The organism is Marinomonas rhizomae, from assembly GCF_003315485.1.
GTDB classification, from domain to species: domain Bacteria; phylum Pseudomonadota; class Gammaproteobacteria; order Pseudomonadales; family Marinomonadaceae; genus Marinomonas; species Marinomonas rhizomae.
Genome location: NZ_QNSE01000002.1, coordinates 348,890 through 373,348, shown reverse-complemented (window position 1 = coordinate 373,348; position 24,459 = coordinate 348,890). Strand labels below are relative to the sequence as shown.

At 43.0% G+C, this 24,459-nt stretch carries 18 protein-coding genes and 1 tRNA gene; 3 read left to right on the top strand and 16 right to left on the bottom strand.

Annotated features, from left to right (window positions below; all coding sequences use genetic code 11):
• Nucleotides 1-481: 481 nt before the first annotated feature.
• On the bottom strand, nt 482-1,354 hold the full coding sequence (locus DFP80_RS03570; RefSeq protein WP_113915436.1) for an urea carboxylase-associated family protein: 873 nt from the start codon (nt 1,352-1,354) through the stop codon (nt 482-484).
• Between the two features lie 120 nt (nt 1,355-1,474).
• Here DFP80_RS03570 and DFP80_RS03565 point away from each other — a divergent pair, with 120 nt between their 5' ends.
• Nucleotides 1,475-2,320, top strand: a complete 846-nt coding sequence (locus DFP80_RS03565; protein ID WP_113915435.1) for a LysR substrate-binding domain-containing protein — start codon at nt 1,475-1,477, stop codon at nt 2,318-2,320.
• Between the two features lie 70 nt (nt 2,321-2,390).
• Here the strand turns inward: DFP80_RS03565 and DFP80_RS03560 are convergent, their stop codons facing one another.
• From DFP80_RS03560 to DFP80_RS03545, 4 genes are all read right to left on the bottom strand, one after another.
• Nucleotides 2,391-3,188: an ABC transporter permease gene (locus tag DFP80_RS03560; protein WP_113915434.1), complete on the bottom strand. Its 798-nt coding sequence runs from the start codon at nt 3,186-3,188 to the stop codon at nt 2,391-2,393.
• Nucleotides 3,185-4,072, bottom strand: coding sequence for an ABC transporter permease (locus DFP80_RS03555; RefSeq protein ID WP_113915433.1), 888 nt, complete (start codon nt 4,070-4,072; stop codon nt 3,185-3,187). The genes DFP80_RS03560 and DFP80_RS03555 overlap by 4 nt, the downstream gene beginning before the upstream one ends.
• Entirely contained in the window at nt 4,065-5,147 is a 1,083-nt protein-coding gene (locus DFP80_RS03550) for an ABC transporter ATP-binding protein (protein WP_113915451.1), read from the bottom strand. Before DFP80_RS03550 ends, DFP80_RS03555 begins: the two co-directional genes overlap by 8 nt.
• Nucleotides 5,148-5,221: 74 nt before the next feature.
• The gene (locus DFP80_RS03545) at nt 5,222-6,331 is read right to left on the bottom strand and encodes an extracellular solute-binding protein (RefSeq protein ID WP_113915432.1); all 1,110 of its coding nucleotides are present in this window, start codon (nt 6,329-6,331) and stop codon (nt 5,222-5,224) included.
• Between the two features lie 345 nt (nt 6,332-6,676).
• Between DFP80_RS03545 and DFP80_RS03540 the strand changes: the two genes are divergently transcribed.
• The gene (locus tag DFP80_RS03540) at nt 6,677-8,650 is read left to right on the top strand and encodes a methyl-accepting chemotaxis protein (protein WP_241560174.1); all 1,974 of its coding nucleotides are present in this window, start codon (nt 6,677-6,679) and stop codon (nt 8,648-8,650) included.
• Nucleotides 8,651-8,752: 102 nt separating this feature from the next.
• Here the strand turns inward: DFP80_RS03540 and serA are convergent, their stop codons facing one another.
• The 11 genes from serA to tkt form a co-directional block, all read right to left on the bottom strand.
• The gene (gene serA, locus DFP80_RS03535) at nt 8,753-9,982 is read right to left on the bottom strand and encodes a phosphoglycerate dehydrogenase (RefSeq protein WP_113915430.1); all 1,230 of its coding nucleotides are present in this window, start codon (nt 9,980-9,982) and stop codon (nt 8,753-8,755) included.
• Between the two features lie 155 nt (nt 9,983-10,137).
• Entirely contained in the window at nt 10,138-11,244 is a 1,107-nt protein-coding gene (trmA, locus tag DFP80_RS03530) for a tRNA (uridine(54)-C5)-methyltransferase TrmA (RefSeq protein ID WP_113915429.1), read from the bottom strand.
• Nucleotides 11,245-11,352: 108 nt separating this feature from the next.
• Nucleotides 11,353-12,366 (bottom strand): hypothetical protein, encoded by a 1,014-nt coding sequence (locus tag DFP80_RS03525; RefSeq protein ID WP_113915428.1) that lies wholly within the window; start codon nt 12,364-12,366, stop codon nt 11,353-11,355.
• A gap of 3 nt (nt 12,367-12,369) precedes the next feature.
• Nucleotides 12,370-13,065: a 5'-methylthioadenosine/S-adenosylhomocysteine nucleosidase gene (gene mtnN / locus DFP80_RS03520; protein WP_113915427.1), complete on the bottom strand. Its 696-nt coding sequence runs from the start codon at nt 13,063-13,065 to the stop codon at nt 12,370-12,372.
• Nucleotides 13,062-15,656: a LuxQ periplasmic sensor domain-containing protein gene (locus DFP80_RS03515; protein WP_113915426.1), complete on the bottom strand. Its 2,595-nt coding sequence runs from the start codon at nt 15,654-15,656 to the stop codon at nt 13,062-13,064. Before DFP80_RS03515 ends, mtnN begins: the two co-directional genes overlap by 4 nt.
• Nucleotides 15,644-16,747: a substrate-binding domain-containing protein gene (locus DFP80_RS03510; RefSeq protein ID WP_113915425.1), complete on the bottom strand. Its 1,104-nt coding sequence runs from the start codon at nt 16,745-16,747 to the stop codon at nt 15,644-15,646. Before DFP80_RS03510 ends, DFP80_RS03515 begins: the two co-directional genes overlap by 13 nt.
• A 190-nt stretch (nt 16,748-16,937) precedes the next feature.
• Nucleotides 16,938-17,022 (bottom strand) — tRNA-Leu (locus DFP80_RS03505).
• Nucleotides 17,023-17,160: 138 nt separating this feature from the next.
• Nucleotides 17,161-18,228 (bottom strand): class II fructose-bisphosphate aldolase, encoded by a 1,068-nt coding sequence (gene fba / locus DFP80_RS03500; protein ID WP_113915424.1) that lies wholly within the window; start codon nt 18,226-18,228, stop codon nt 17,161-17,163.
• 297 nt (nt 18,229-18,525) lie between these two features.
• Nucleotides 18,526-19,689 carry a phosphoglycerate kinase gene (locus tag DFP80_RS03495; RefSeq protein WP_113915423.1) on the bottom strand — a complete coding sequence of 388 codons (1,164 nt, stop codon included), beginning with the start codon at nt 19,687-19,689 and terminating at the stop codon, nt 18,526-18,528.
• 34 nt (nt 19,690-19,723) lie between these two features.
• On the bottom strand, nt 19,724-20,755 hold the full coding sequence (locus tag DFP80_RS03490) for a type I glyceraldehyde-3-phosphate dehydrogenase (RefSeq protein ID WP_113915422.1): 1,032 nt from the start codon (nt 20,753-20,755) through the stop codon (nt 19,724-19,726).
• Between the two features lie 116 nt (nt 20,756-20,871).
• Nucleotides 20,872-22,872 (bottom strand): transketolase, encoded by a 2,001-nt coding sequence (tkt, locus tag DFP80_RS03485; RefSeq protein WP_113915421.1) that lies wholly within the window; start codon nt 22,870-22,872, stop codon nt 20,872-20,874.
• A 383-nt stretch (nt 22,873-23,255) separates the two neighbouring features.
• Here tkt and metK point away from each other — a divergent pair, with 383 nt between their 5' ends.
• Nucleotides 23,256-24,419, top strand: coding sequence for a methionine adenosyltransferase (gene metK / locus DFP80_RS03480; RefSeq protein WP_113915420.1), 1,164 nt, complete (start codon nt 23,256-23,258; stop codon nt 24,417-24,419).
• Nucleotides 24,420-24,459 lie beyond the last annotated feature (40 nt).

Below are 24,459 nucleotides of genomic sequence, written 5' to 3'. Positions count from 1 at the left end.
GCCAGCGTTCAATCTGAGCCATGATCAAACTCTTCAGTTAAAAAGTTTGCTTACTCAAAATCTATTACACTAACAATAACTTAATCAATTCATTACCCCGAAGAACAATCAATCAACATAAAGCGAATTGACGTGTTAGACGTTTCGCAAGACTTCAATTTTTTTGATCGTCTCGAATGATCTAAACCATCCGGACAATCTTCTGAAGCCTCCAGCGAGCGCCCACACAAATTATCTGATTATCTATTTTAAAGAGCGTGCTAACTTGAATGACTAACCAAACCTTGATTTAGTTAGTTGAACTTGGTCTTCGTTGCTCTGAAGCCTTGTCCGTGTCAGCGAGGGCGTATATTAAGGATCTACAGATTTTGTGCAACCCTTTTTTGATAAAAAGTGGCATTTATCACAATTAATTTGAAAGAAGTTCAGGATCGTTCAATTAACCAACAAAAAGACCACTTTTTGTTGGTTTTTCACTCGATTAATTGGACAACAGTGCTTTCTTTTTTGCCCCCCAATCAACATTGGGATCACTAAGACCATGTCCACCAGCGTAACCTGAACTCTTAGGTTCTTCCCAACCCTCTAATGCATTGCCTTCTAGCTTATAAATTTCTACTTCCAGCGGATGGCAGGTCGATAGTGGGTCTTTTGCTTCTGGTCCCCATAGGTCTACCGATAAGTCCCCACCTGGACAACAGGACAATGCGCATAATAAATCTATCTCAGCAAAGAATTCTAAATAGTCGCCTTGTTTAGCAGGACAGGCTTTCATGAAGTACTTGTCATCTTCATTAAGACCTGTGCATTGGAAAATATTCAACACGTCATGAACATCAAATTCAGTTAACCCATAAGGCAGTACTGCACGCACTAAATTTGAGTGGCAATGAAAGTCGAAATCTTCTCCGGTGAGCAGTCGATTCACATAGGGGTCACAACGCGTACCTAATAAATCATGAACCCTGCCACCTTCTGCATCCTGCCCATACTCGGCAAGCGTATCGTCTATGATGGTAACCATGGGACGAAGGAATGGTAGCGTCGACCAAAGACGATCATGAATACTCACATGTGCTCTTTGCATCTGACGGGTACGAGATGCCCACATACGCTCACGAGGGTCATGCTTATTCCACATATTAAAATCGCCCACCTGTGAACATTCCGATACGCGCACTCTAAAAACATGGCCAGCTGGCACCTCCCATGCTTTACCCGAGCGCATCGGCACTTTAACGGTTTCTACTAGAGTGCGCTTTACGCCGCCTTCTTTGAGCGAGTTATAGAAGGTGGTATCAACAGAAAGCTTTGATCCTGGACCTGCCCGATAAGCTGCTTCGACTTTACACATGACTTTCTCCTGCTTTATTGACTGTTTGACTTAGCTTAGTAAAACCGGAAACTCAAATATAATGACTTTGTTTAAAAATACATGACAAAAACTCAAGTGATAGCAAGCAAGAGGTGATTGATGAGCCATCCGTATAATGCACTACACACTTTTCATCTGGTGGTACGCTTCCAGAGCTTAAAAACCACCGCTGACTTTTTACATTTAACGGAGTCGGCTATTAGCCATCAGATTAAACGCCTGGAAGGTCAACTGGGCTATCCTCTATTTTACAAATCAGGCCGGCAGCTCAAACCCACACCAGAAGGACAACGCTTGTCTAAAGAGCTTGCTGCTCCCTTTGATCATATCGATCAAATACTGTCTCGCGTCTCTGATAAACCGCAACCTCTGACGATATATTGCATGCCTTCGCTAATTGAGCCTTGGTTATTACCACGTCTTTTGGCTTTCAAAGAGAAGCACCCCAATCATGAGCTTGTTATCAACTATCACTCTTCTGCACCAGACTATATAGATGAATACAGCGTGTGCATTGGCAGTCATGAGAGCAACGACAGCAATAGTTACTTATCAACCAAAATTCTGAGCGGGGAAACCATTCCTGTTTGTAGTCCAATTTACTTAACTCGATTCGCCTTCCCCGTCTCTAGCCAAGACATTTTAAACGCAGATTTGCTCCACGATCATAACCAAGACAGTTGGCAAGACTGGTTTGCAGCGCAAGGCTTAGAGTTCAATAAACCTCCTCACTTCTTATACGAGGACTTCCACTTACTTAAAATGGCGACTCTTGCAGCGCAAGGTATCGCTCTATGCCCACAAGCTTTAATTCAAGACGACTTACACAACGGCACCTTAGTGGCACTCTCAACACAAAAAGGCAACCTTGGGCGTCACTACGCCATAGAGCGAAATAAATACGCCCACAAAAATATTATTGATTTGATCCAACACCTCATTTAAAAAAACCAGCATGGAAGCCATACTGGTTTTGGGTGTTAATTAACATCGCACAGACTCACTCTGCTTTTGACTAGCCGTTCATTGATTGCTCTCGACGACGTTTCACTTCATAAATAACAGCTAATAGAATAGTGACAGAAATCATTACTAAACCAAGCGCATTTACTGCGGGCGTTAACCCCGTCCTTACCTTGGAAGCAATATAAACCGTTAATGTCGTGTCATAGCCTTTAACAAATAAAGTCGTGTTGTAGTTTTCAAACGATTGTAAAAATGCGATTGCTGCCGCTGAAAAAATAGCAGGTTTTAAATAAGGTAAGAGGATACGGCGGAATGCTTGCCACTGAGTAGCCCCCAAACTCAACGCGGCATTTTCAAGCGTACGATCGAATCGCTGCAGTCGAGCTAACACCATTAACATGACATAAGCCGCAATAAAGGTAGTTTGTGCCACAACGGTTAAAAACACACCGCCGCTCACAGATAAACCTTTCCAAAAAATAAGCGTCGAGATCCCCACAATCACACCAGGTGTTAATAATGGCGACATCATCAGCGAATAAAGAAAGGTTTTTCCTTTACCTTGCACGGTAGATAAAAACAGAGCACAACAAATACCAACCGGCACAGCAACCACCAAGACTCCAGCAGCTACAACGACGCTCGTCCATAGAGCCGTCCACATAGCACCATCTTGAGCAAGCGCCTCAAACCATTTGAGTGTTGCTCCTTTCCACGGAGAAACAGTGGGGAAACGGCTATCGTTAAACGTTGCCAGCCCCATAATAATAAGCGGAGTGAATAAGTAGACAAAAAACACGCCAATATAAAAACGCACAGCAAAGCGCATAATAGTTTCAGACTTCATTTTGCAATGTCCCCCAAACCTACTTTAAAGATACGCATCACCAAGGCGATGAAACCGATACAGATAATTAACAGCAAGAACGCATAGGCAGCGCCCTGATTCCAATCACCACCTTCAAAGAACCAGTTATAAATAATTTGCGTAAACCAGCGGCTTCCCGGCGATCCTAATAGCGCAGGTACTGCATAACTACCCGCCGCCAGCATGAAGGTCATAATACACCCCGTCGCAATACCGGGCTTGGCATGAGGAATCACCACACGCCAATGCGTACGAATCCAGCCAGCACCTAAATTACGTGCCGCTTTAATCTGGTTGGTATCCAAACTTTCAATCGCGTTGTATATAGGAAAGATCATAAACAAGATATAGGCATAAACCATACCTATGAGCACACCACCATCGCCGGATAAAAATCGAATTGGTCGATCAATAAATCCCAACCCAAGCAAAAGAGCATTCAGCGGCCCTTTATAGGCGAGAATGATATACCAAGAAAACGTACGCAGAATCTCATTAATCCAAAATGGAATAATCAATAACAATAAACAAAGCGCCGCTTTTTGGGGTGTCGCAACCTTAGCGAGGTAAAATGCAATAGGGTAACTCACCACTAACGTTAACCCTGTGACCAGAACACTTGACCAAATGGTTTTGAAGAAAATCTTCAAATGTATATGATTGCCAAATAATGTCTCATAATTAGTTAATGAATAAACATCTTTCGGTCCTCCAATATCGGCAGGCAATAGATTTGGACGAAATGAGTAATCCACCATTAAAAGCTGAGGCAAAATGACCAAGCCAATCAGCCAGATCGCGATCATACCAATAATACCAACCGCTAACCCGCTACCAAATCGCGCCTTTAGCTGACTAAACATGCCCCTCTCCTGCAATCACAATGGCATCTAGCTCATTATAAGAAAGACTAACAGGCGCTCCCTTTTTCAACGACTCAGAGAACTGATGCGTCCCAAGCTGAATAGACAAAGCTTGCTCGGCCGGAGTTTTAGCATTCAGGGTAAGATACGCGCCTTCAAAATTCACCTCATCAATAGTCGCACCTAATGTATGCATGCCATTTTCAGCTTGCAGCCTAAAGTGCTCAGGACGAATAAAAAGCGTAGCCGCTGTGCCAACAGCGATATTGCCTTGCGAACGCCCTGCTAATTTACCCAGCGGGCCACAATCCAAAACAACGAGATCTGATTTAGCTTCAATCACTTTGCCAGACACACCATTGTTCTCACCCACAAAAGAAGCCACAAATGCGGTATGAGGGTCTCTATATAAAGTAATAGGATCGGCAACTTGCTGAATTCGTCCTGCTGACATGACGGCAACCCGATCAGACATAGTGAGCGCTTCACCTTGGTCATGGGTAATGTAAATGAAGGTGATGCCTGTTTTACGTTGAATGGCTTTTAATTCGGTGCGCATATGTTGACGTAATTTCAAATCCAATGCGGATAATGGTTCATCCAACAATAAAACTTGTGGTTCCACAGCCAAAGCACGTGCTATAGCGATTCGCTGCTTTTGACCGCCTGATAACTCAGAGACTTTTTTGGTTCCACTGCCCTCTAGAGCAACCAATTCGAGCAAACGATCCGAGGCTTTTTTGCGCTCATTTTTCGAAACACCGCGAACCTCTAAGCCAAACTCAATATTTTCAGCCACTGTCATAAGAGGAAAAAGTGCGAGGTTTTGAAAAATCATCGAGGTAGGACGTTTATTGGCTGGCACGCCATGCATGCTCTTACCACCAATTTTAATATCACCTTGTGTTGGGTCTATAAAGCCACTAATCATATTTAAGATTGTGGTCTTGCCACAGCCGGAAGGACCTAAGAAACTAAAAAATTCGCCGGATTGTATTGTTAAATCAGTTTTTTGTATGGCCGTAAAATCACCAAATTGCATGACGGTATTATCTAAGTGAACACTACTATCCATATTTCTCTCGCTGGTTATTTTTTCTCGATACAAAAAAGCCCCTTGCGACATAACGTCGCAAGGGGCTTTCGAGGTTATGCCGACAAGTAACGGTCTTGATATTCGTTACGTAATGCAACGTACCATGGTTCTTGAATAGGCCACCACCATAAGTTAGCTAAATCTTGCTCGCTATAAGAGTCTTGGAAGAACTGCTTGGTCTCTGCTGGCAGTAAAGCATCCGCTCCTTTTGATGTAGAATTATAGCCAGTGGATTTTACGAACATAGCGCCAGCTTCTGGTGTGTAATACCAGTTAATAAACTCATAAACTGAATCGACGTTATTGGCATTTTTAGGAATAACAAAACCTTCCATCCAAGCCAAGGCGCCTTCTTTTGGCGCGCCATAAGCAATAGGCTCACCTTCTAATTGCAATTTAAATGCTGTGCTATCCCAAGTCTGACCGATGATTGCGCCATTGGTACGAAATGCACCTTGCGCTTCATTTTCTGTAGACCAGAACTGAGCAAGTGCATTTTTATGCTCAGCAGCCACTTTCAAGATAACATCAAAGTTAGCACGCATGGCCTTTTCGTTTTTATAAGAATCCAATAGAGGGAAAGGAAGTTTGCCCGCTTTTTCTAGCCACAAACCAATCCCAACCAGAGCTGAATGTCCACGAACGGTGACACCACCAGCATTCTCTGGCAACCAAAGATCACCGTAACTCAACTCTTTACTGGTTTTTGCGTAGTCTTTGTTATACGCAATCGCTTCTGTCCCCCAATCTGATGGAGCAAAATAACGCTTCCCTTTTACAATCCCGCCAACATCAGACCCAGCCAAAGCACTTTCTAAACAACCGTCCCAGTTAATTCTTTTTACATCAAGAGGCTGAATAAGGTCGTAATCAACATAACCAGGAACTCGGTCAACGGTTGGCATAATAATATCAAAGCCTGTTCCATCCGTAGCACGCAACGAGTTCATTAACTCATCATTAGTTCCATATGGAGTGAACGTAGCATTGATTCCTGTTTTCGCTTTGAAATCCGCTAGCATTTCATCGGTTATGTAACCAGCCCACGCATAAATACGCAGCTCTTTATTAGCTGCGATCGCTTTATTTATTGAAAACGGGGTAGCAGCCACAGCACCTGCAACGGAGGCACCTTTCACGAATTGGCGACGAGAAAGAGTCATTCTTGAGCTCCTTTATATTTTATTTTATATGATTTAATTGTTATTTCATGAGAAAACGGCTTAACAGCCAACACACTTTCTTTATTAAACGATTTTTCAATATCCGCTTTAATTTAATACAAAATAATGACGAAAAAGTGACCATGGAAGTTTTTTTTCCATTTGGACAGGATTAACCCTAATTAAGGCGTAAAAAGTCAAAAATGTGACGTTTTTAGACAATTTGCGATTCCTAACAAAACCTCTGTTTCATATAACTCACATAACACCAGTCATATTTTTGTCACATACTCATATTAAGGTAGTCGCATTCATCGATTTATGTAAATTAAAGCAGGCTCTAAATTGAAAATTTCCCATGTCACACGTACAACCACCGTGAGTTATTTCATCATTGCCGCCATGTTAGTCACGCTGCTTCTTTGGAGTTTGATGAAATTTCGCAGCGCTTTTGAACAAAGCGACACCTACACACAGGTGTGGGAATATTCGTCCATCGATTTAAAGCAGCAAATTGAAGGCTATTTATCATCAGGTGAAGCATCAAGTTTGCAAACGGCACAAGAATTTATCGAGAAAAAAATTCGCCCTGCGCTCAACACATTACCTGATAACATTAAAAGCCCGATCACAGTGCCGCTAATTGCAATAGAAAAGAGTCTTCAATCTGACGTTAGAGCCGCTGGAAAACTGTCTGGAAATCCTTATGCATTAATTGAGAATAATGAAAGACAGACTTTGCTATCATTAGATACTCTGGCAGATAAGGTTGCATTATTTCAATCGCATCATGATCTACAATCTGCCGCCATTTACCTCGCAAGCCAGGCATTATTATACGCGGACCTTGCCCATGTTAGTGGTGCTAAAGACAACTACTTGGACAACATTACCGCTGATAACAAACAACGTTTAATCGAATCCATTGAAATATTCCAAGCTCATATTGCCGAGTTCAATCAGCTTCCCATACTGAAGCTGAATGAAGAGGAAGGCACAGATTCTGCAGATGATTTATCGTCATTAATGGGCTGGGGCAACGACTCAGAAGATTCCAGTGAAACCATCGACCCTCTAGAAGAAACGAAAAGCGAGCTGCATACTTGGTCCAGCCGATATTTAAAAGATGTTGAGTCTAGCCTTACCAATATCCAGCAAGCTCAAGCCGCTCAAAACAAAATTCGCTCGCAGATCAATCAGCTTGAGAACATTTTAAAAGCTGGAACAGAAGACATCCAAAAAAGTGCTGAGGCGACTCAAGAACAAACTTTAATGGCATTTTCTGTCTTCGTTATTTTAATGATACTCACCACAATCTCTGTCCATATTTTTCAAAATAGAGTCGTGGTCAAAAGTGCTCGAGATCTATACACCGCGGTAAAAGATTTAGTAGAGCATCAAAATATTAGTACACTCAAAGTTGGAAAAAATAAAAACGAGCTATCAGATGTGGCACATTACTTAAATCGCTATTTAGAACAAATAGCAGTACAGCGACAACAACGAGATACAGAACTAAATAACATATCCATTTCCCTCAATGAAATGCTGAATGCTTTTGGGCAGGTACACAAATTAAGTATGGCTTCTCGACACGAGCTAGATGACACTCTGAACATGTCAAATCAAGTTGAAACACTTGCAAGCAAGGCTGAAGTACGAGCTCAAGAAGTGGCGAATTATGCCACCGAAACGAATACAGCCATGTCATACAGTGTGGATCAAGCGGCTTCCTTAGCACTAGCAAATCAAACAACAGTTGAGCGACTTAATAGCAGTAAAAAGGCCTTAACTAGCTTAAGTTCATCCGTTTCTAGCGCATCATCTATTGTGGGCGGCATCAGAGATATCTCCGAGCAAACCAATTTACTTGCACTCAATGCTGCAATAGAAGCCGCTCGAGCAGGCGAACACGGCCGAGGTTTTGCCGTGGTTGCCTCCGAAGTGAGAACATTGTCCACTAGAACTCAACAATCCCTAGAAGAAATCACTAAGATTTTTTCACAGCTCACATCTGCAACCGATAAGCTAACCCAAAATATAAATTCAATTGAAACGGCTTCAATTGAACAAATCGACTTAACCCATGCACTTGGTCAGTCGGCTCAAGATATTCTTGAAAAATCTAAGCAATCTAGTTATCTAGCAGAAAAAGCAACAGGCTATGCTGCAGAGCAAAAACTCGGTATGAACAAGCTAAATAATGCGGTTGTCAACGTCAGAGAACAAGCCAACGAGTCTGAGGAGTTTATGGCGGGCATGACAAATAACATCAAACAAAAAATTCAAGACATTACGACCACATTGGGGATCCATTAATTTCCAATGACTGCCTTTTTCTTATTACGAATAAATAAAACCCAGACACAAAAAATCCAGCTATAGCTGGATTTTTTAACATTAAAAGCAGAAAGAAAAAGTTTAGAACAAAACGCGCGCTTTCACTGTGCCTTCTACTTCTTTTATTTTCTCTAGTGCCAATTCGCCTTCTTCTGCATCCACATCCATTACCATGTAACCAAGCTTCTCCGTTGTACGAAGGTACTGGCCCGTAATGTTGATGTTATTTTCAGAGAAGATCGCATTGATCTTAGAAAGCACACCGGGACGATTTTCATGAATATGAAGAATGCGGTGGTTATCCGCCTGAGCTGGTAACGCTACTTCTGGGAAGTTTACGGCTGCCGTAGTGGTACCAACATCCGAGTATTTAATCAGCTTCTCAGCCACTTCAATACCGATGTTTTCTTGTGCTTCCATTGTGCTACCACCAATATGAGGCGTTAGAATCACATTGTCTAAACCACGCAATGGGGAAACAAACTCTTCCTTGTTGCCTTTCGGCTCAACAGGGAATACGTCGACAGCGGCTCCACTTAAATCTCCAGACTTAATGGCTTCAGCCACAGCACTTAGATCAGCAACCGTGCCACGTGATGCATTAATGAAGATAGAACCCTTCTTCATTTGAGACACTTCTTTCTCGCCAATCATCATTTTAGTCGAATTCGTTTCAGGCACATGTAAGCTGATAATATCGCTGGTAGACAGCAATTCTTTCAAGCTCTTGATCTGACGCGCATTACCTAATGGCAACTTGGTGACGATATCGTAAAAGCACACTTCCATGCCTAAGGATTCAGCCAAAACACTTAGTTGCGTGCCTATGCTACCGTAACCAATAATACCTAAGCGCTTACCACGAGTTTCATAAGAACCCACCGCAGATTTAATCCAACCACCACGATGACATGCCGCATTTTTCGCAGGAATGCCTCGAAGCAATAGAATTAATTGACCAAGAACTAACTCTGCAACACTACGAGTATTGGAGTATGGCGCGTTGAAGACAACAATACCTTTCGCACTTGCTGCATCGAGATCTACCTGGTTCGTACCAATGCAGAAACAACCAATGGCAACCAGCTTGTTAGCATGTTCTAAAACATTCGCTGTTAACTGAGTACGAGATCGAATACCAATAAAATGTGCTTCCGAGATTTTCTCGATCAACTCATCTTCTGCTAATGCAGTTTTATGGTATTCAATGTTGGTATAGCCTGCGTCATGCAATGCATCCAATGCAGATTGATGAACGCCTTCTAATAACAAGATTTTAATTTTGTCTTTGTCTAGTGAGTTATTACTCATGGCTCGTTCGACTTCTCTTTGGTGGTGGGGGAAAAAGTGTGATTATCTTAACACAGAATAATCTGTAACCTAATGCTGCTACAGGAATGTCTTTCATTATAAGAAGAACAATCCTCATAGCATCATCGCCTGATTTTCTAGGTCATAAATTTATTTTATTCTACTTGGTTCTTTCTCTGCAAATACACACCTGTTTCAACATGATGGGTATAAGGAAACTGGTCAAACATCGCATATCGGACCACATCGTGAGAACTCGACAATGCTTCTAAATTCGCTTTTAATGTCTCAGGGTTACAGGAAATATAAAGAATAGAATCTATCTTACGAACCAATTCAACCGTTGCATCATCCAGACCTGCTCGCGGTGGATCAACCAATACAACAGAAGGAGTCAATTCGCTCACTCCAGCCTGAATCAAGCTTTTAGGCAATTCAACATCACCATTCAAAGCAGCAGACACATCTTCACTAGCCATTTTGACCACTTGAACATTGTCCATACCGTTAATGGCAATATTTAGCTGCGCAGAATTAACAGACACTTTGGAAATTTCGGTCGCAACGACTCGATCAAAACGGCGAGCCAATGGAATAGAGAAATTGCCATTACCACAGTACATTTCTAGCAAATCACCGGATGCGCGTTTCGTAACATCCAAGGCCCATTCTAACATTTTTTCACTGATGCCAGCATTAGGCTGAGTGAAACTATTCTCCACCTGTTGATAATGGAACTTTTGCCCATCAACGGTTAAGGTTTCCATTACAAAATCACGAGTGATAATTTGTTTTTTCTTGCGACTGCGGCCAATAAAGTGACAAGCAGGAAAAGCGTTATTTAACTCTTGAACAGCGGCATTCCATTCGGCATCAATCGGTTTATGATAAAGCAGACTAATTAAGGCTTCGCCTGTGGTGGTGGTCAAAAAATCCACTTGAAAAAGCTTATAACGCAACACAGGAACATCACGAACAGCATCAAGAAGTTTTGGCATCAGCTCATTAATAAGATCCGACGCAGCGAGAAATTGATCGGTACGAATCGGTGTTCTTGGGTCCGCAGGATCGAACATCGCGTAATATAAGTCATCGCCATCATGCCAGATCCGAAACTCAGCCCGCATTCGATAATGGGACGGTTTGCTCGCAAAGACTTCCATCTCAGGTAATGACAAAGTCGCCATTAATTTGGCTAATTCAGACTGCTTGTCTTGCAGCTGCTTTTCATACATTTCTGGTTGGATTTGATCCGGTCTCATGGCTGATTCTCTTGGAAGCGATAGGTACTGATTAAGCGCGGCATTATACGAGTTCCCCGTATACAAATCTAATCGCACACCCATAAATTAAAGAAATCAAATAATCTCTTAACGAAGATATTCTGGCCCAAGCAAAACAGCCAACGACAGGGTCAACGAAAACGTACCATCATAATCGTTGTCGGCTTCATGGGTAAACTGAGGCTTAACTTGACCAATCAGCCAATCTTTATATAACAGACGCTCATATTGTATGTTGTATAAAAAACTATCCGGTTCAACAGAATGCTCTCCCGACTGAAGAAAACTCAATTGGTAGCCTAAGCGATTTTTGTCATTTAACCTATGTTGAAAGGCGAAGTTTTCACGAGAATAAAACATCCCTTCTTTATCAAGCCAAGCCACGCTAAAATCTGTAGAAAAAATTAAGGGGGTTGAAATGACATAGTCCAGCCCAACTCCGTAGCGAGCCCCAATACCTTTAGAGTAATAAGCGAATGCTTCTTGCTTCTGCCACCAACTCCATCGATCAGCAACGTCACCCTGTTTAAAGCGTACTCGTAAAAAAGGATCTAAAGGAAAATCAACTCGGATACCCGCATCAACATCCATACCTATACCCTCTTTCATATAACGCACTGCTGCAGAAATACTCGATTTCAGGGCTGAATTAACCACATTGTTTTGTTGCGCAGATTCTCCTCGTAAACTTTCAGGCGCCAAAGAGTCTGGGTCAGATTCAATAATTAGGCGCAGCCGATCTTGGGTGTTTGGCAATTTCAATTGAGCACTAAAATCAAAAAAACCTGTTTCCTCATCCTTGTCTTTACTGAGAACTGAACCGAAACGAATTTGCATAGAGCTATCCGAATGTTGATTGCTTGGCCTACCAGACAAAAAAGAATCAATATTCGTCGACCAACTGCCAATTTTTTTCGAAACCGCTTCGTGTGACCCCTGCAACCAACCAACCCCACCCGCTTCACCCGTATCAGTATCTTCTACTGGTTGAGTCGCTTTTGTTTGGTCATCCACATTATCAACACGCTCTACTGACAAGACGGACAAGGGCCAGAAAGTTACCAAGCAAACCACTGCTATCTGGCCCTTTTTCAATGGCATTATTTAGTTGCCTTTCAGCATTTGTTGAATCATCAGAGAAGAATTTTCAGCCGCTACTTTAAGGTAATCTTCAAAGCTTTGAGGGGACTCTTTGCCTGCGATATCAGATAAAGAGCGCACTACAACGAATGGCGTTCCAAATTTAAAACATACCTGAGCAACGGCGGCGGCTTCCATTTCAACAGCAACCAATGCAGGGAAAGTTGTTCGCACAGCTTCCACTCGAATAGGGTCATTCATGAAACTATCTCCCGTACCAATCAATCCTACTTTGGCTTGTACTTGAGTAACTTTTTGCAAGGCCGCTTTGGCCTGAGTCACTAACGTGTCATTGGCTTCGTAGGTTGCAGGCATATTAGGAACTTGCCCCATTTCATATCCAAACGCCGTCACATCCACATCATGATGAACAACTTGATCTGATATCACCACATCGCCAACATGTAGTTCAGGATCAAAGCCACCTGCAGAACCAATATTGATGACATACTCAGGCTTAAATTGAGACAGCAATAAGGTCGTTGAAACCGCAGCATTGACTTTCCCAATACCAGATTTCAATAAAACAACATCTTTTCCTTCAAAATGCCCAACAAAAAAATCACAACCAGCGATAGACTGCTCACGAACATCAGTCATCCACGCTTTAATTACGGCGACTTCTTCATCCATGGCTCCAATTAATCCAATTACGCTCATTCATTGCTCCTACTGTCGGTTCTTTGTTGAATAACTTTTTGTGTAAAGTGTCGTATCTGATCGCCAGAATAAGGCAACGTCATATCGAAAAGTGCCACATTATCCGGCATTTCGGGCCACCTTTGTACCGAAAAAAGTCGACTTTTTGGAAAAGCCTTCTGAATTGATAGTAAGAGTGTATGAGGTTGGGGGCTAAGTAATACCACAACAGCATCAGGGTGATATGACAACACCACATGGTAATTAGATAAATCGGCTAACCACTGAGTGGTTACGTCATATTTTTCTAATTCAGCAAACCAGATTGCTTTAGTGATACGACTGCCACCAACCATAACCCAAGACGAGGTCTGCTCATTGGAGTATGCAGGAGTAATACCATCCAACACACAAGCTTTAAGCAATATTTGATGTAAATTGTAGTCGAAAGAACACCCTTGCAAGGTAAAAACATGTGGATCCACTTCAATAGGCAAGGAACTATTAAGCCAAACGATAGGCAGATCATCACGATTATATTTAAGTTTCAGAGCTTGAGTCATGTCCGCTTGTGCCGCTATATCTTTATCGCAGCCAATCAACACTGCATCAAATTTGGCTACCGCACTTGACTGAGTAAAAAAACTATCCGTTGAAACATACCCTTCCACTTGCACACCAAGTCGTACTAAAGCCGCTTTAATTACATCCGGGTTGGGGTAATCATTTGCGACCCAAGCTACTACCTTATTCCGCGCTAACGGTTCGAATGATACTTCAAAGCCTAACTCTTCCATGATCAAGTTAATTTGCATGGCATTATTTTGTAAGGTCTTTTGCTGACCACCTAGATGCGTTAACAGCATCTTAATCATCCAATCAAATAAAGGCCTGAAAGCCATATCATGAGTTGCTATCATGTCAAGTTTTGTGCCGTCGAATCGAACCGTCAAGCGACGTTCAGCCATATCATTCGACATTACCATCATAAATAAAACACGAATCAACCCTCTAAAGTTTGCATCAATAGCAGTAACCCTTGCGCCGTCTTCGACAGAGCAATCCAGTAACGTTCGATTTACCTCAACACCCATGGCCGCCATAACACGGGCACTTTCCTGACAAAAGACCTCTCCTATTGGCAAATGAGTTACCTTACCACCTCGGCTACTGATGTCATCTAAAACGGATATTAGTAGCGCAAGCCAACCTCGAAAATGCGTGCTATCAATATACCCAGGCAATGAGGAAAGATATCTAAGTTCATCCAAGATATCATCCGTGTCTACTTTCTTTTGTAAAGCGGATGACAGCGGCTGTAGTTGCTCTAGTTGCCAGGTTAAACGGGTCTCTTGAGTCACGTTCCGCCCGACCAATAACAAACCACGATAATCACTTTCATTTTTAAATGAATACGCTTGCCATTGGTATATTCGCCCTAAACTGTTGATGGTTAATTCAAACGAAACACCAACTTCGCCTTTTAACGCCTCTTGAATCGATTGATGGCAAGAGATGGGCATAAAATCAAACAGTGTTCGCGCTTTATCAGCATCGGGGAAAAGGTCTTTCGCTTCAGAGTTGATTAATTCCACTTCGGCCACTTCCGTGCAAAAAACAACCGCGCAGTGTATTGATTCAGCAAGAAGTTTAAACCTATGCTCTTTGGCCTCAATAAAGGCTTTATATTGCTGACTTTGTAATTGGATAGGCTGCAACTCCCTATAAGGCAATAAACCTTCCTCATTACGATAAGCAATCGACTCCAGCGGCTGAAAAATCAACTTTCTAATTTGACGGAATAATAAGAAACAGGCGCAACATAAGACGGCACCGACACCAGCAATTAGAGGCAAGGCATTGGCTAAAATAGCGGAAGAAAAAGAGTGCTTTTGAACAATATCTAATTGCAGATCAGCCTTAATAGGAGATATCAAGGGCAGACGAGAATGCAATGTTGCTCCGGATAAATCAACACCGGTTTTATGCTCTTCAAGCAGGATACGATTATGCGCATTGTCATAAATCCGAACGGCACTAACTTGAGCGCTTTCAAGTAACTCATTGGCCAATGTTAAATTATCATTTAATGAAATAAACCCATATAAAAAGCCGATATTTTCTTGATCCGAGGAAAACAGTTGCTTTTTAAACATCAGCAAAATGGAATCATCGTTCGTGACAATCGATGCCCATCGATTAATCATTCCCTTACCCAAAACAGATTGCAAATCCACTTTGGTAAACAAACGAGCTCGGGGATCCATTGAATACTTCCCATCAGCCCACTCGATATAGAAAAAGTCTACTCCTCCAGAAAGTAACACTTCGTGATGGCTAAACAACAGATCTAATTCTCGACCAACACCATAGTTACTCAACGCAAGATCTTGGCCAATAAACTTCATTTCATCTGCGGCACGAGCCAAATAACCATTAAAAGTTTGCTCAACAACACGATGTTTCAAGGATAAATTTTTTTCTGCTGCCGTTTGATTCAACGCTTCAATAAAATATAAGGTCATCAAAATGACCGCAAAAAAAATCGCAGAGGCCAATATAAATATTTTTATACGTAAACGTCGCTGTAAACTAATCGTTACTTCTGCCATAGTTCCACCGAATAATGATGAGCCTGCTGTACCATCAGCCGTAAACTCTCGGAGTCCAACTCTGCTGGGACAAGCATGGAATTAGCTATGTAAAGGTTTGGCATATTTCTCCCCTCAAGATCCAATTTAATCGCTTCCGCTACCGCGATAGACAGATCATCCTCCATAAACAGTACACTCGCTTTGACCTTGCGACTTTTGAAATCAGAAATACCATTCACAGATAACCCCCAAGCATTTGTTTGCACTTGTGAGCTCACCCCTTCGGCTTGTATTGCGGCAACCACACCTTCAGAAATACTCTGCGAGCAACTAAAAATGAAATCGGGTGAGCTTTCTTTTAACAACTCTTGAGCGGCTTTAAACCCACTCGCTTTATCATCTGATATCGCTCGAATACGAGAAATATGACGATTGTACTTCGCCATTTCATCTAGAAATAAATCACAACGCATATGACCAAGATAGCCAGCCGGTAAAACCAATGCAGAAATTTTTGTGTCTTTAGCCAGCTGTCGATCAAGGTAACTGGCCAGCATAATAGTGGCCTTTTTTTGGTCAAAACCTATATACATTAATGGCGGATGATTCATCCAATGGGTTAGTGGAGAGGCAAAGTTATACAAGATCACCTTTGGCCTACTTAAGCGTAAAAAACGCTCCAAAAAGCGACGTTGCATCGAACCCAACTTGGTCATAATAATATAGTCAGGCTGGGCATCAGCCATTTTAAAATAAGCGGTTAAATCCCTCTCGGGCTCAAAGCTATCGTTATAGGTATCTAAGCGGTAATCGATGTTAAGCTCGCGCATTCGCTTTCGAAATGTTACTAAAATCGATCTATTTTCAAGAGAGTTCATATCGCCAAATAACAACAACGCAATACGGACTGCCCGCTTCTGGGAAACTCGCATCGGATTAGGTGGAGAGTTGACGATCGTAGTAAACTGCTCAGCCAAAGGCCCTTGTCTGGGCATCAACTCATAAAAGTCCTGACTGTCCATAAGATCAAGTGTCATGTTTGCAGCTTGCACACTAAAAGTAATGCCAGTTAAAACAACCCAAATAAAAAAAGAACGAAGTCTTCGCATTACCGAACCCGATGAAACATCATAAAAGAATTATTCTAACCAAATTAACGAACTTTGGTGATAACAGGAACAAGAAAATGCGCTTAAGCACTATTAATATGCTTTAAATACATGTCATAACGGAGAAGAAAGAAATTTGAATAAATTTCAGGCATAAAAAAAGCCGACATAAAGTCAGCTTTTTTAAATTTGGTGCGGAAGGAGAGACTCGAACTCTCACGCCGTGAAGCACTGGAACCTAAATCCAGCGTGTCTACCAATTCCACCACTCCCGCAAGGAATGGCGAGCATTATAGGTAATTGAATTTCTCGGTCAATAGTTTTTTTGATTTTTTATGAAAAAATTTAAAAACAATGTCCTTCGCCTATTCGCCCGCCATCTTTATCTAGCGCCACTTAAGCCAAAACAAGGCTTAAAATACACGACCACCAGCATATTCACCGCGCTCATAACGGACCGCCATTTCTTCGAGATCCATAGTATGAATACGAGAGGCTTGGCCAGCAGAACCAAAAGCTTCATAGCGATCAATACAAACAGCCTTCATCGCTTTGATACTTTCCGTTAAGTATTTACGTGGATCAAAGTTGCCCTTATGTTCAGCTAAGCTACGACGAATCGCACCTGTTGCTGCCAAACGTAAATCCGTATCAATATTCACCTTACGCACACCATAACGAATCGCTTTAACAATTTCATCAATCGGCACACCGTAAGTTTCAGGAATGTCACCACCAAACTCATTGATGATAGACAACCAGTCCTGTGGAACAGAAGAAGAGCCGTGCAACACAATATGCGTGTTTGGCAGTAATTCTACGATTTGTGCGATACGCTCAATATCAAGGATGTCGCCAGTAGGTGGACGAGTAAATTTGTATGCACCATGACTGGTACCGATTGCCACGGCTAATGCATCAATCCCAGTTGCGTTTACAAAATCCACCGCTTCTTGTGGATCTGTCAGCATTTGATCATGAGACAATATACCTTCAGCACCAACACCGTCTTCTTCACCAGCTTGGCCTGTTTCTAGAGAGCCCAGCACACCCAGCTCACCTTCTACGGACACACCACAGGCGTGTGCGAATTCAACAGTACGACGAGTCACATCCACATTGTAGTCATAAGTCGCAGGTGTTTTACCATCAGCCATCAAAGAACCATCCATCATGACAGATGAAAAGCCAAGCTGAATAGATCTCTGGCAAATTGCTGGGGACGTACCATGATCCTGATGCATAACAACTGGAATATGCGGGTAATCTTCAATCGCTGCCGCAATCAAGTGACGCAAGAAGTGAGAGCCTGCGTATTTGCGAGCACCAGCGGAAGCTTGCATTATAACGGGAGAGTTCACTTCGTGAGCTGCTTCCATGATGGCTTTAACTTGCTCCATGTTATTCACATTGAAGGCTGGCAAACCATAGCTGTGTTCTGCTGCATGATCGAGCAGTTGACGCATACTAATTAAAGGCATAAAAGATTTCCTCTGACAATTTGTCTTATAGTCTATTTATAACGAACAGAGTTATGGTGTTAGGTAACTCTATAATTTTGTAATCATGGCACTGCCAATCACAGGCCATGTGGCTTACGCCTTATCGTTATTGTCATACCCGACTCACGCCGAGTAGGTCACTCTCTAGTTTTATTTTTCACTAACGCCGTATCCAGCACAATTCACATTAAGCCTTGAACAAGGTTAGTAAAGTAGGCTTTTCGCCTTTTTATTACTTATAAAGCGTTTTAGAACGATCTTTGCCATTCTTTGATACTAATTTTGCGCGCGTGACTCTAACATCGCAACCGCTGGCAGTACTTTTCCTTCAACAAATTCCAAAAATGCTCCACCGCCAGTAGAAATATAAGAAACTCGATCTGCAATATCATACTTATCAACGGCCGCTAAAGTGTCTCCACCACCAGCAATAGAAAAGCCTTTGCTGTTCGCAATCGCCATCGCAAGTGCTTTCGTGCCACCACCGAACTGATCAAACTCAAACACTCCTACAGGACCATTCCAGATAATGGTTTGAGACTCTTCAAGCAAAGCCGCAAATGCCGCTGCTGCTTTAGGTCCAATATCCAAAATCATGTCATCAGGGCCAACATCACCAGCCTCTTTTATCGTCGCAATAGCATCAGGAGCAAAAGCAGTCGCCACCACAACATCTTCAGGTAATGGAATGCTGGTTTTCGCCATCAAGGCTTTTGCCTGAGGAATCAAATCTTCTTCGTACAAAGACTTACCCACAGGAAAACCTGCAGCCGCTAAGAAAGTATTAGCAATACCACCACCAACAATTAATTGATCTACTTTGTCAGACAAAGATTCTAAAACAGTTAATTTAGTCGATACTTTTGAGCCACCAACGATGGCCGCCATTGGACGAGCAGGCTTCGCCAAGGCTTTTTCCAAAGCTTCAAGCTCAGCTGACAACAAAGGGCCAGCGCAAGCGGTTGGTGCAAACTTCGCTACGCCATGAGTAGAAGCTTGAGCACGGTGCGCCGTACCAAATGCGTCCATTACAAACACATCACACAAGCCGGCCATTTTTTTAGACAGAGCTTCATCGTCTTTTTTCTCGCCAAGGTTAAAACGCACGTTCTCAAGCAAAACCAGCTGACCAGATTCAACATCAACACCATCCAGCCAATCTTTTGCCAAGGGCACATCTTGCCCCAGCAAACCAGCAAGATGCGTCGCAACGGGTTGAAGCGAGTATTCTTCTTCGTACTGACCTTCAGTCGGGCGACCAAGGTGAGACATCACCATAACTTTTGCACCAGCCGCTAACGCCAGTTTAATGCTTGGCAAGGCAGCACGAATACGAGCATCGCTCGTCACTTTGCCGTTTTTTACTGGTACATTTAGATCTTCACGAATTAACACACGTTTATTCGCCAAATCCACATCTTTCATATCAATTACGGTCATGTACGATGTCCTCGTTATTTAACGTTTGGGTGAATCAATCTAATTTTGATTGCTTAATCACACCAGCCCAATACTTGGCCACATCCAACATACGGTTAGCGTAGCCCCATTCATTATCAAACCAACAGAGTAACTTCACCATACGACGATCAATTACCTGAGTTTGTGTACTATCTATGATCACCGAGCGTGGGTCATGATTAAAATCCACAGAAGCATGTGCTTCTTTAGTAAAACCCATTAACCCTGAATACTTTGAATTTGCAGCTTGCTCTAACTGCGTATTGATTTGTTCAACGGTCACGTCTTGCTCTGTACGCAATACTAAATCAATAACAGAGACATTCAAGGTCGGTACACGTACGGCATTACACCCCATTTTGCCTTCCAATTCTGGCATCATGCGAGTAATGCCTCTCGCCAATCCCGTATCAACGGGAATAATAGAACTCAACGCTGCACGCGTCAGACGCAAGTCTTTGGTGTGATAGCCGTCAATAACAGGCTGATCATTCATCGCTGAATGAATTGTCTGAGTCATACCGTGCACCACACCAGAGAATTGCTTAACAATATCCAAAACAGGAATCAAACAATTAGTGGTACAAGATGCCGCCGAAACAATATTATGATCGACTTGAATATCTGAGTGGTTAAAACCATACACAATCGTAGCATCAACATCTGCCGCCGCAGGCTGAGAAAGCAGTAATCGAGGCACTCCTGCGTTTAAATACGCTTGCGCCCCTTCTCTCCCAGAAAAGCTACCAGAGCATTCAAGCACCATATCTAATTCAAGAGATGACCAATCGAGTTCATCAGGCGTTGCACAGGAAAAACACAAAATGGCATCATCGCCAATCAGCAATGCATCACCTTGAGTTGAAACAGGTTGGGGGAAGCGACCATGAGTCGTGTCATAGCGCGTTAAATAGCTGATTGTCTCAATGTCTGACAATTCATTAATAGCAACCACTTGGATGTGATCGCGGTAGCCGTTTTCATAAAGCGCTCGTAATACCGAACGTCCGATACGGCCATAACCATTGATAGCGACTCGCAACATATTCCTACTACTTCATCGCAAAGAAAGTGACGTGAAATATCATCAATCACCCTCCGCCTTAATAAAAGGAAAAAGAGGTGCACAAGTGTACACCTCTTTTCTTATAAGCAACGAGATTACGCGGCTAGAGTTTTTTCAGCTGTCGCAACCACATTATCGACAGTAAAGCCGAAGTATTTTAAAAGGTCGCCTCCCGGAGCTGACTCACCAAACGTCGTCATGCCAACCATTGCACCTTCAAAGCCAACGTACTTATACCAGTAATCAGCATGAGCGGCTTCGATAGCAACACGCTTAGTCACACTGCTTGGTAATACAGACTCTTTATAAGCAGCGTCTTGTGCATCGAACACACTCGTAGATGGCATAGAAACCACACGAACTTTTTTGCCTTTTGCCGTTAGCGCTTCAGCCGAATCCATCGCGAGACCCACTTCAGAACCTGTGGCGATCAAAATAAGATCCGCTGTACCAGCACAGTCTTTCAGCACGTAACCGCCTTTCGCAACGTTAGCAAGCTGCTCAGCATTACGTGCTTGTGCAGGCAAACCTTGACGAGAGAAAACCAATGACGTTGGGCCGTCACGGCGTTCGATACCCGCTTTCCAAGCAACCGCCGTTTCCGCCGCATCACATGGACGCCATACCGACATATTTGGTGTCATACGCAAGTTAGCCAATTGCTCTACTGGTTGGTGAGTTGGGCCATCTTCGCCCTGACCAATAGAATCGTGCGTGTAAACAAATACGTTTTGAATACCCATCAGAGCAGACATACGAACCGCATTACGTGCGTATTCCATGAACATCATGAAGGTCGCACCGTAGTTAATAAAACCACCATGCAAAGACGCACCATTCATGATGCCGCTCATACCAAATTCACGCACACCGTAATAGACATAGTTACCAGCAGGATCATCTTGGATGCCTTTCGAACCAGACCAAAGCGTCAAATTAGAACCAGCTAAATCAGCAGAACCACCTAGTAATTCAGGCAACATTGCACCAAAGAAACCAATTGTATTTTGTGATGCCTTACGGCTCGCAATGCTTTCACCCTTGTCTTGGCATTCTTGAATAAAAGCCTGAGTTTTAGCTTCAAAATCGGCAGGCAATTCGCCTTTAATTACGCGGCGTTCAAATTCTGCAGCCAATTCTGGGTAAGCTGCTTTATAAGCTTCGAACTGCTCATTCCACTGTGTTTCGCGCACAGTGCCCGCTTCTTTTGCATCCCAACCTGAGTAAACGTCGGCAGGAACTTCAAATGGCGCATAAGACCAACCAAGGAATTCGCGGGCCGCTGCAATCTCTGCATCGCCTAGAGGCGCGCCGTGACAATCATGACTGCCAGATTTATTTGGAGAACCAAAACCAATAATGGTTTTGCAACAGATTAGTGTCGGTTTAGTCGTTTCTGCTTTTGCCGCTTCAATCGCTGCTTTGATGGCTTCTGGATCGTGACCATCGACATCTGCAATAACGTGCCAGCCATAAGATTCAAAACGCTGTGGTGTGTTATCTGTAAACCAGCCCTCAACATGTCCATCGATAGAGATACCGTTGTCATCCCAAAACGCAACCAATTTACCTAGACCCAGAGTACCAGCTAAAGAAGACGCTTCGTGAGAAATACCTTCCATTAAGCAACCATCACCAAGGAAGCAGTAAGTGTTGTGATCAACGATTGTGTGGCCTTCACGGTTAAACTGCGCCGCTAGCGTTTTTTCAGCAATCGCCATACCCACCGCATTACTGATACCTGCACCCAATGGACCCGTTGTGGTTTCCACGCCATCAGTGTAGCCGTATTCTGGGTGACCCGGAGTTTTTGAATGAAGCTGGCGGAATTGTTTTAGCTCTTCAATTGGCAGCTTATATCCAGAAAGGTGAAGCAATGAATAAATCAGCATAGAACCATGGCCGTTAGACAACACAAAGCGATCGCGATCTACCCATTTTGAATTATTTGGGTTGTGCTTCAGAAAATCATTCCACAACACTTCAGCGATATCCGCCATACCCATTGGTGCACCTGGGTGACCTGAGTTAGCTTTTTGAACAGCATCCATACTTAGTGCGCGTATGGCGTTAGCAAGTTGTTTACGAGACGGCATGGTTATTCCACTCCTGATAGCTTAACGAACAAAATAGAAAGGACATTCTCTACAGGATAGAGCCACCTTGCAATGCTGGCACCACCGTGACGCCCAAACATTGGGCAAAGAAAATGAAAATACATAAAAATCTGCACCATCGTAACAAAAAAATCGGCCTTTGCCTCATTAAAATCCACAGATCGGGTTGATATTTAAACAGCTCTAGTTCATTATTCTCGCCACTACAGCGTCGATTTGTTTCGGCTTGCGGACGCTATATAAATTCAGCTAAACAGAAGCAATATGACCTGTTTAGCTTTTTTTGAAATACAAACATTGCTAAGCGGGTTTTTTTATACCTATTTAGCGCTTATCCATCATTTTTGATAGAGGCACTAAACATGTCAGAATATTCTTTATTTACCTCAGAATCTGTTTCTGAAGGTCACCCAGATAAAATTGCGGACCAAGTGTCTGACGCCATCCTTGATGCCATTTTGGCTGAAGATTCAGAAGCTCGCGTCGCCTGCGAAACCCTAGTAAAAACGGGCATGGTATTAGTCGCAGGTGAAGTTCGCACCAACGCATGGGTCGATATCGAAGAAATTGCCCGTGGCGTTATCCGTGAAATCGGTTATAACAGCTCAGACATGGGATTCGATTGGGAGTCTTGCGCTGTGATGAACGCGATCGGCAAACAGTCTTCTGATATTGCCGTTGGTGTTGATGAAGCCAATGAAAAAGAACTAGGGGCTGGCGATCAAGGTTTAATGTTTGGTTTTGCCACCAACGAAACTAACGTATTAATGCCAGCCCCAATCACTTACGCACACCGCCTAGTTCAGCGCCAAGCAGAAGTCCGTAAAAACGGCACACTAGATTTTCTTCGTCCAGATGCGAAAAGCCAAGTTACCTTCCGTTACGACGAACATGGTAAACCATGTGCAATCGATGCCGTTGTTCTTTCTACACAACACAGTGCATCCATTAAACAAGCGGACCTTCGTGAAGCGGTCATGGAAGAAATCATCAAGCCTGTTCTTCCAGCTGAGTGGTTATCGAAAGACACTAAATACTTTATTAACCCAACAGGACAGTTCATCATTGGTGGCCCAGTTGGCGATTGTGGCCTAACAGGACGGAAGATCATCGTTGATACTTACGGCGGCATGGCACGTCACGGTGGTGGTGCTTTCTCTGGAAAAGATCCATCAAAAGTCGATCGTTCAGCCGCTTATGCTGGTCGTTATGTAGCGAAAAATATCGTTGCTGCAGGGCTTGCCGATAAATGTGAAATCCAAATTTCTTACGCCATCGGTGTGGCTGAGCCAACCTCTATCAGTATCAATACTTTTGGTACGGGTAAAGTAAGCGACGCGGTAATTTCTCAATTGGTTCGTGAGCACTTTGAATTACGTCCAGCTGGCTTAATTAAGATGCTGGATCTAAAGCGTCCAATCTATCTACCAACAGCGGCTTATGGTCACTTTGGTCGTGAAGGTGAAAACGTCACTTGGGAAAAAACAGACAAAGCAGACGCATTACGCCAAGCAGCTGGTTTATAATTATCTGATTTTCCGTTATAAAGCCTTCTTCTGCTTGTTA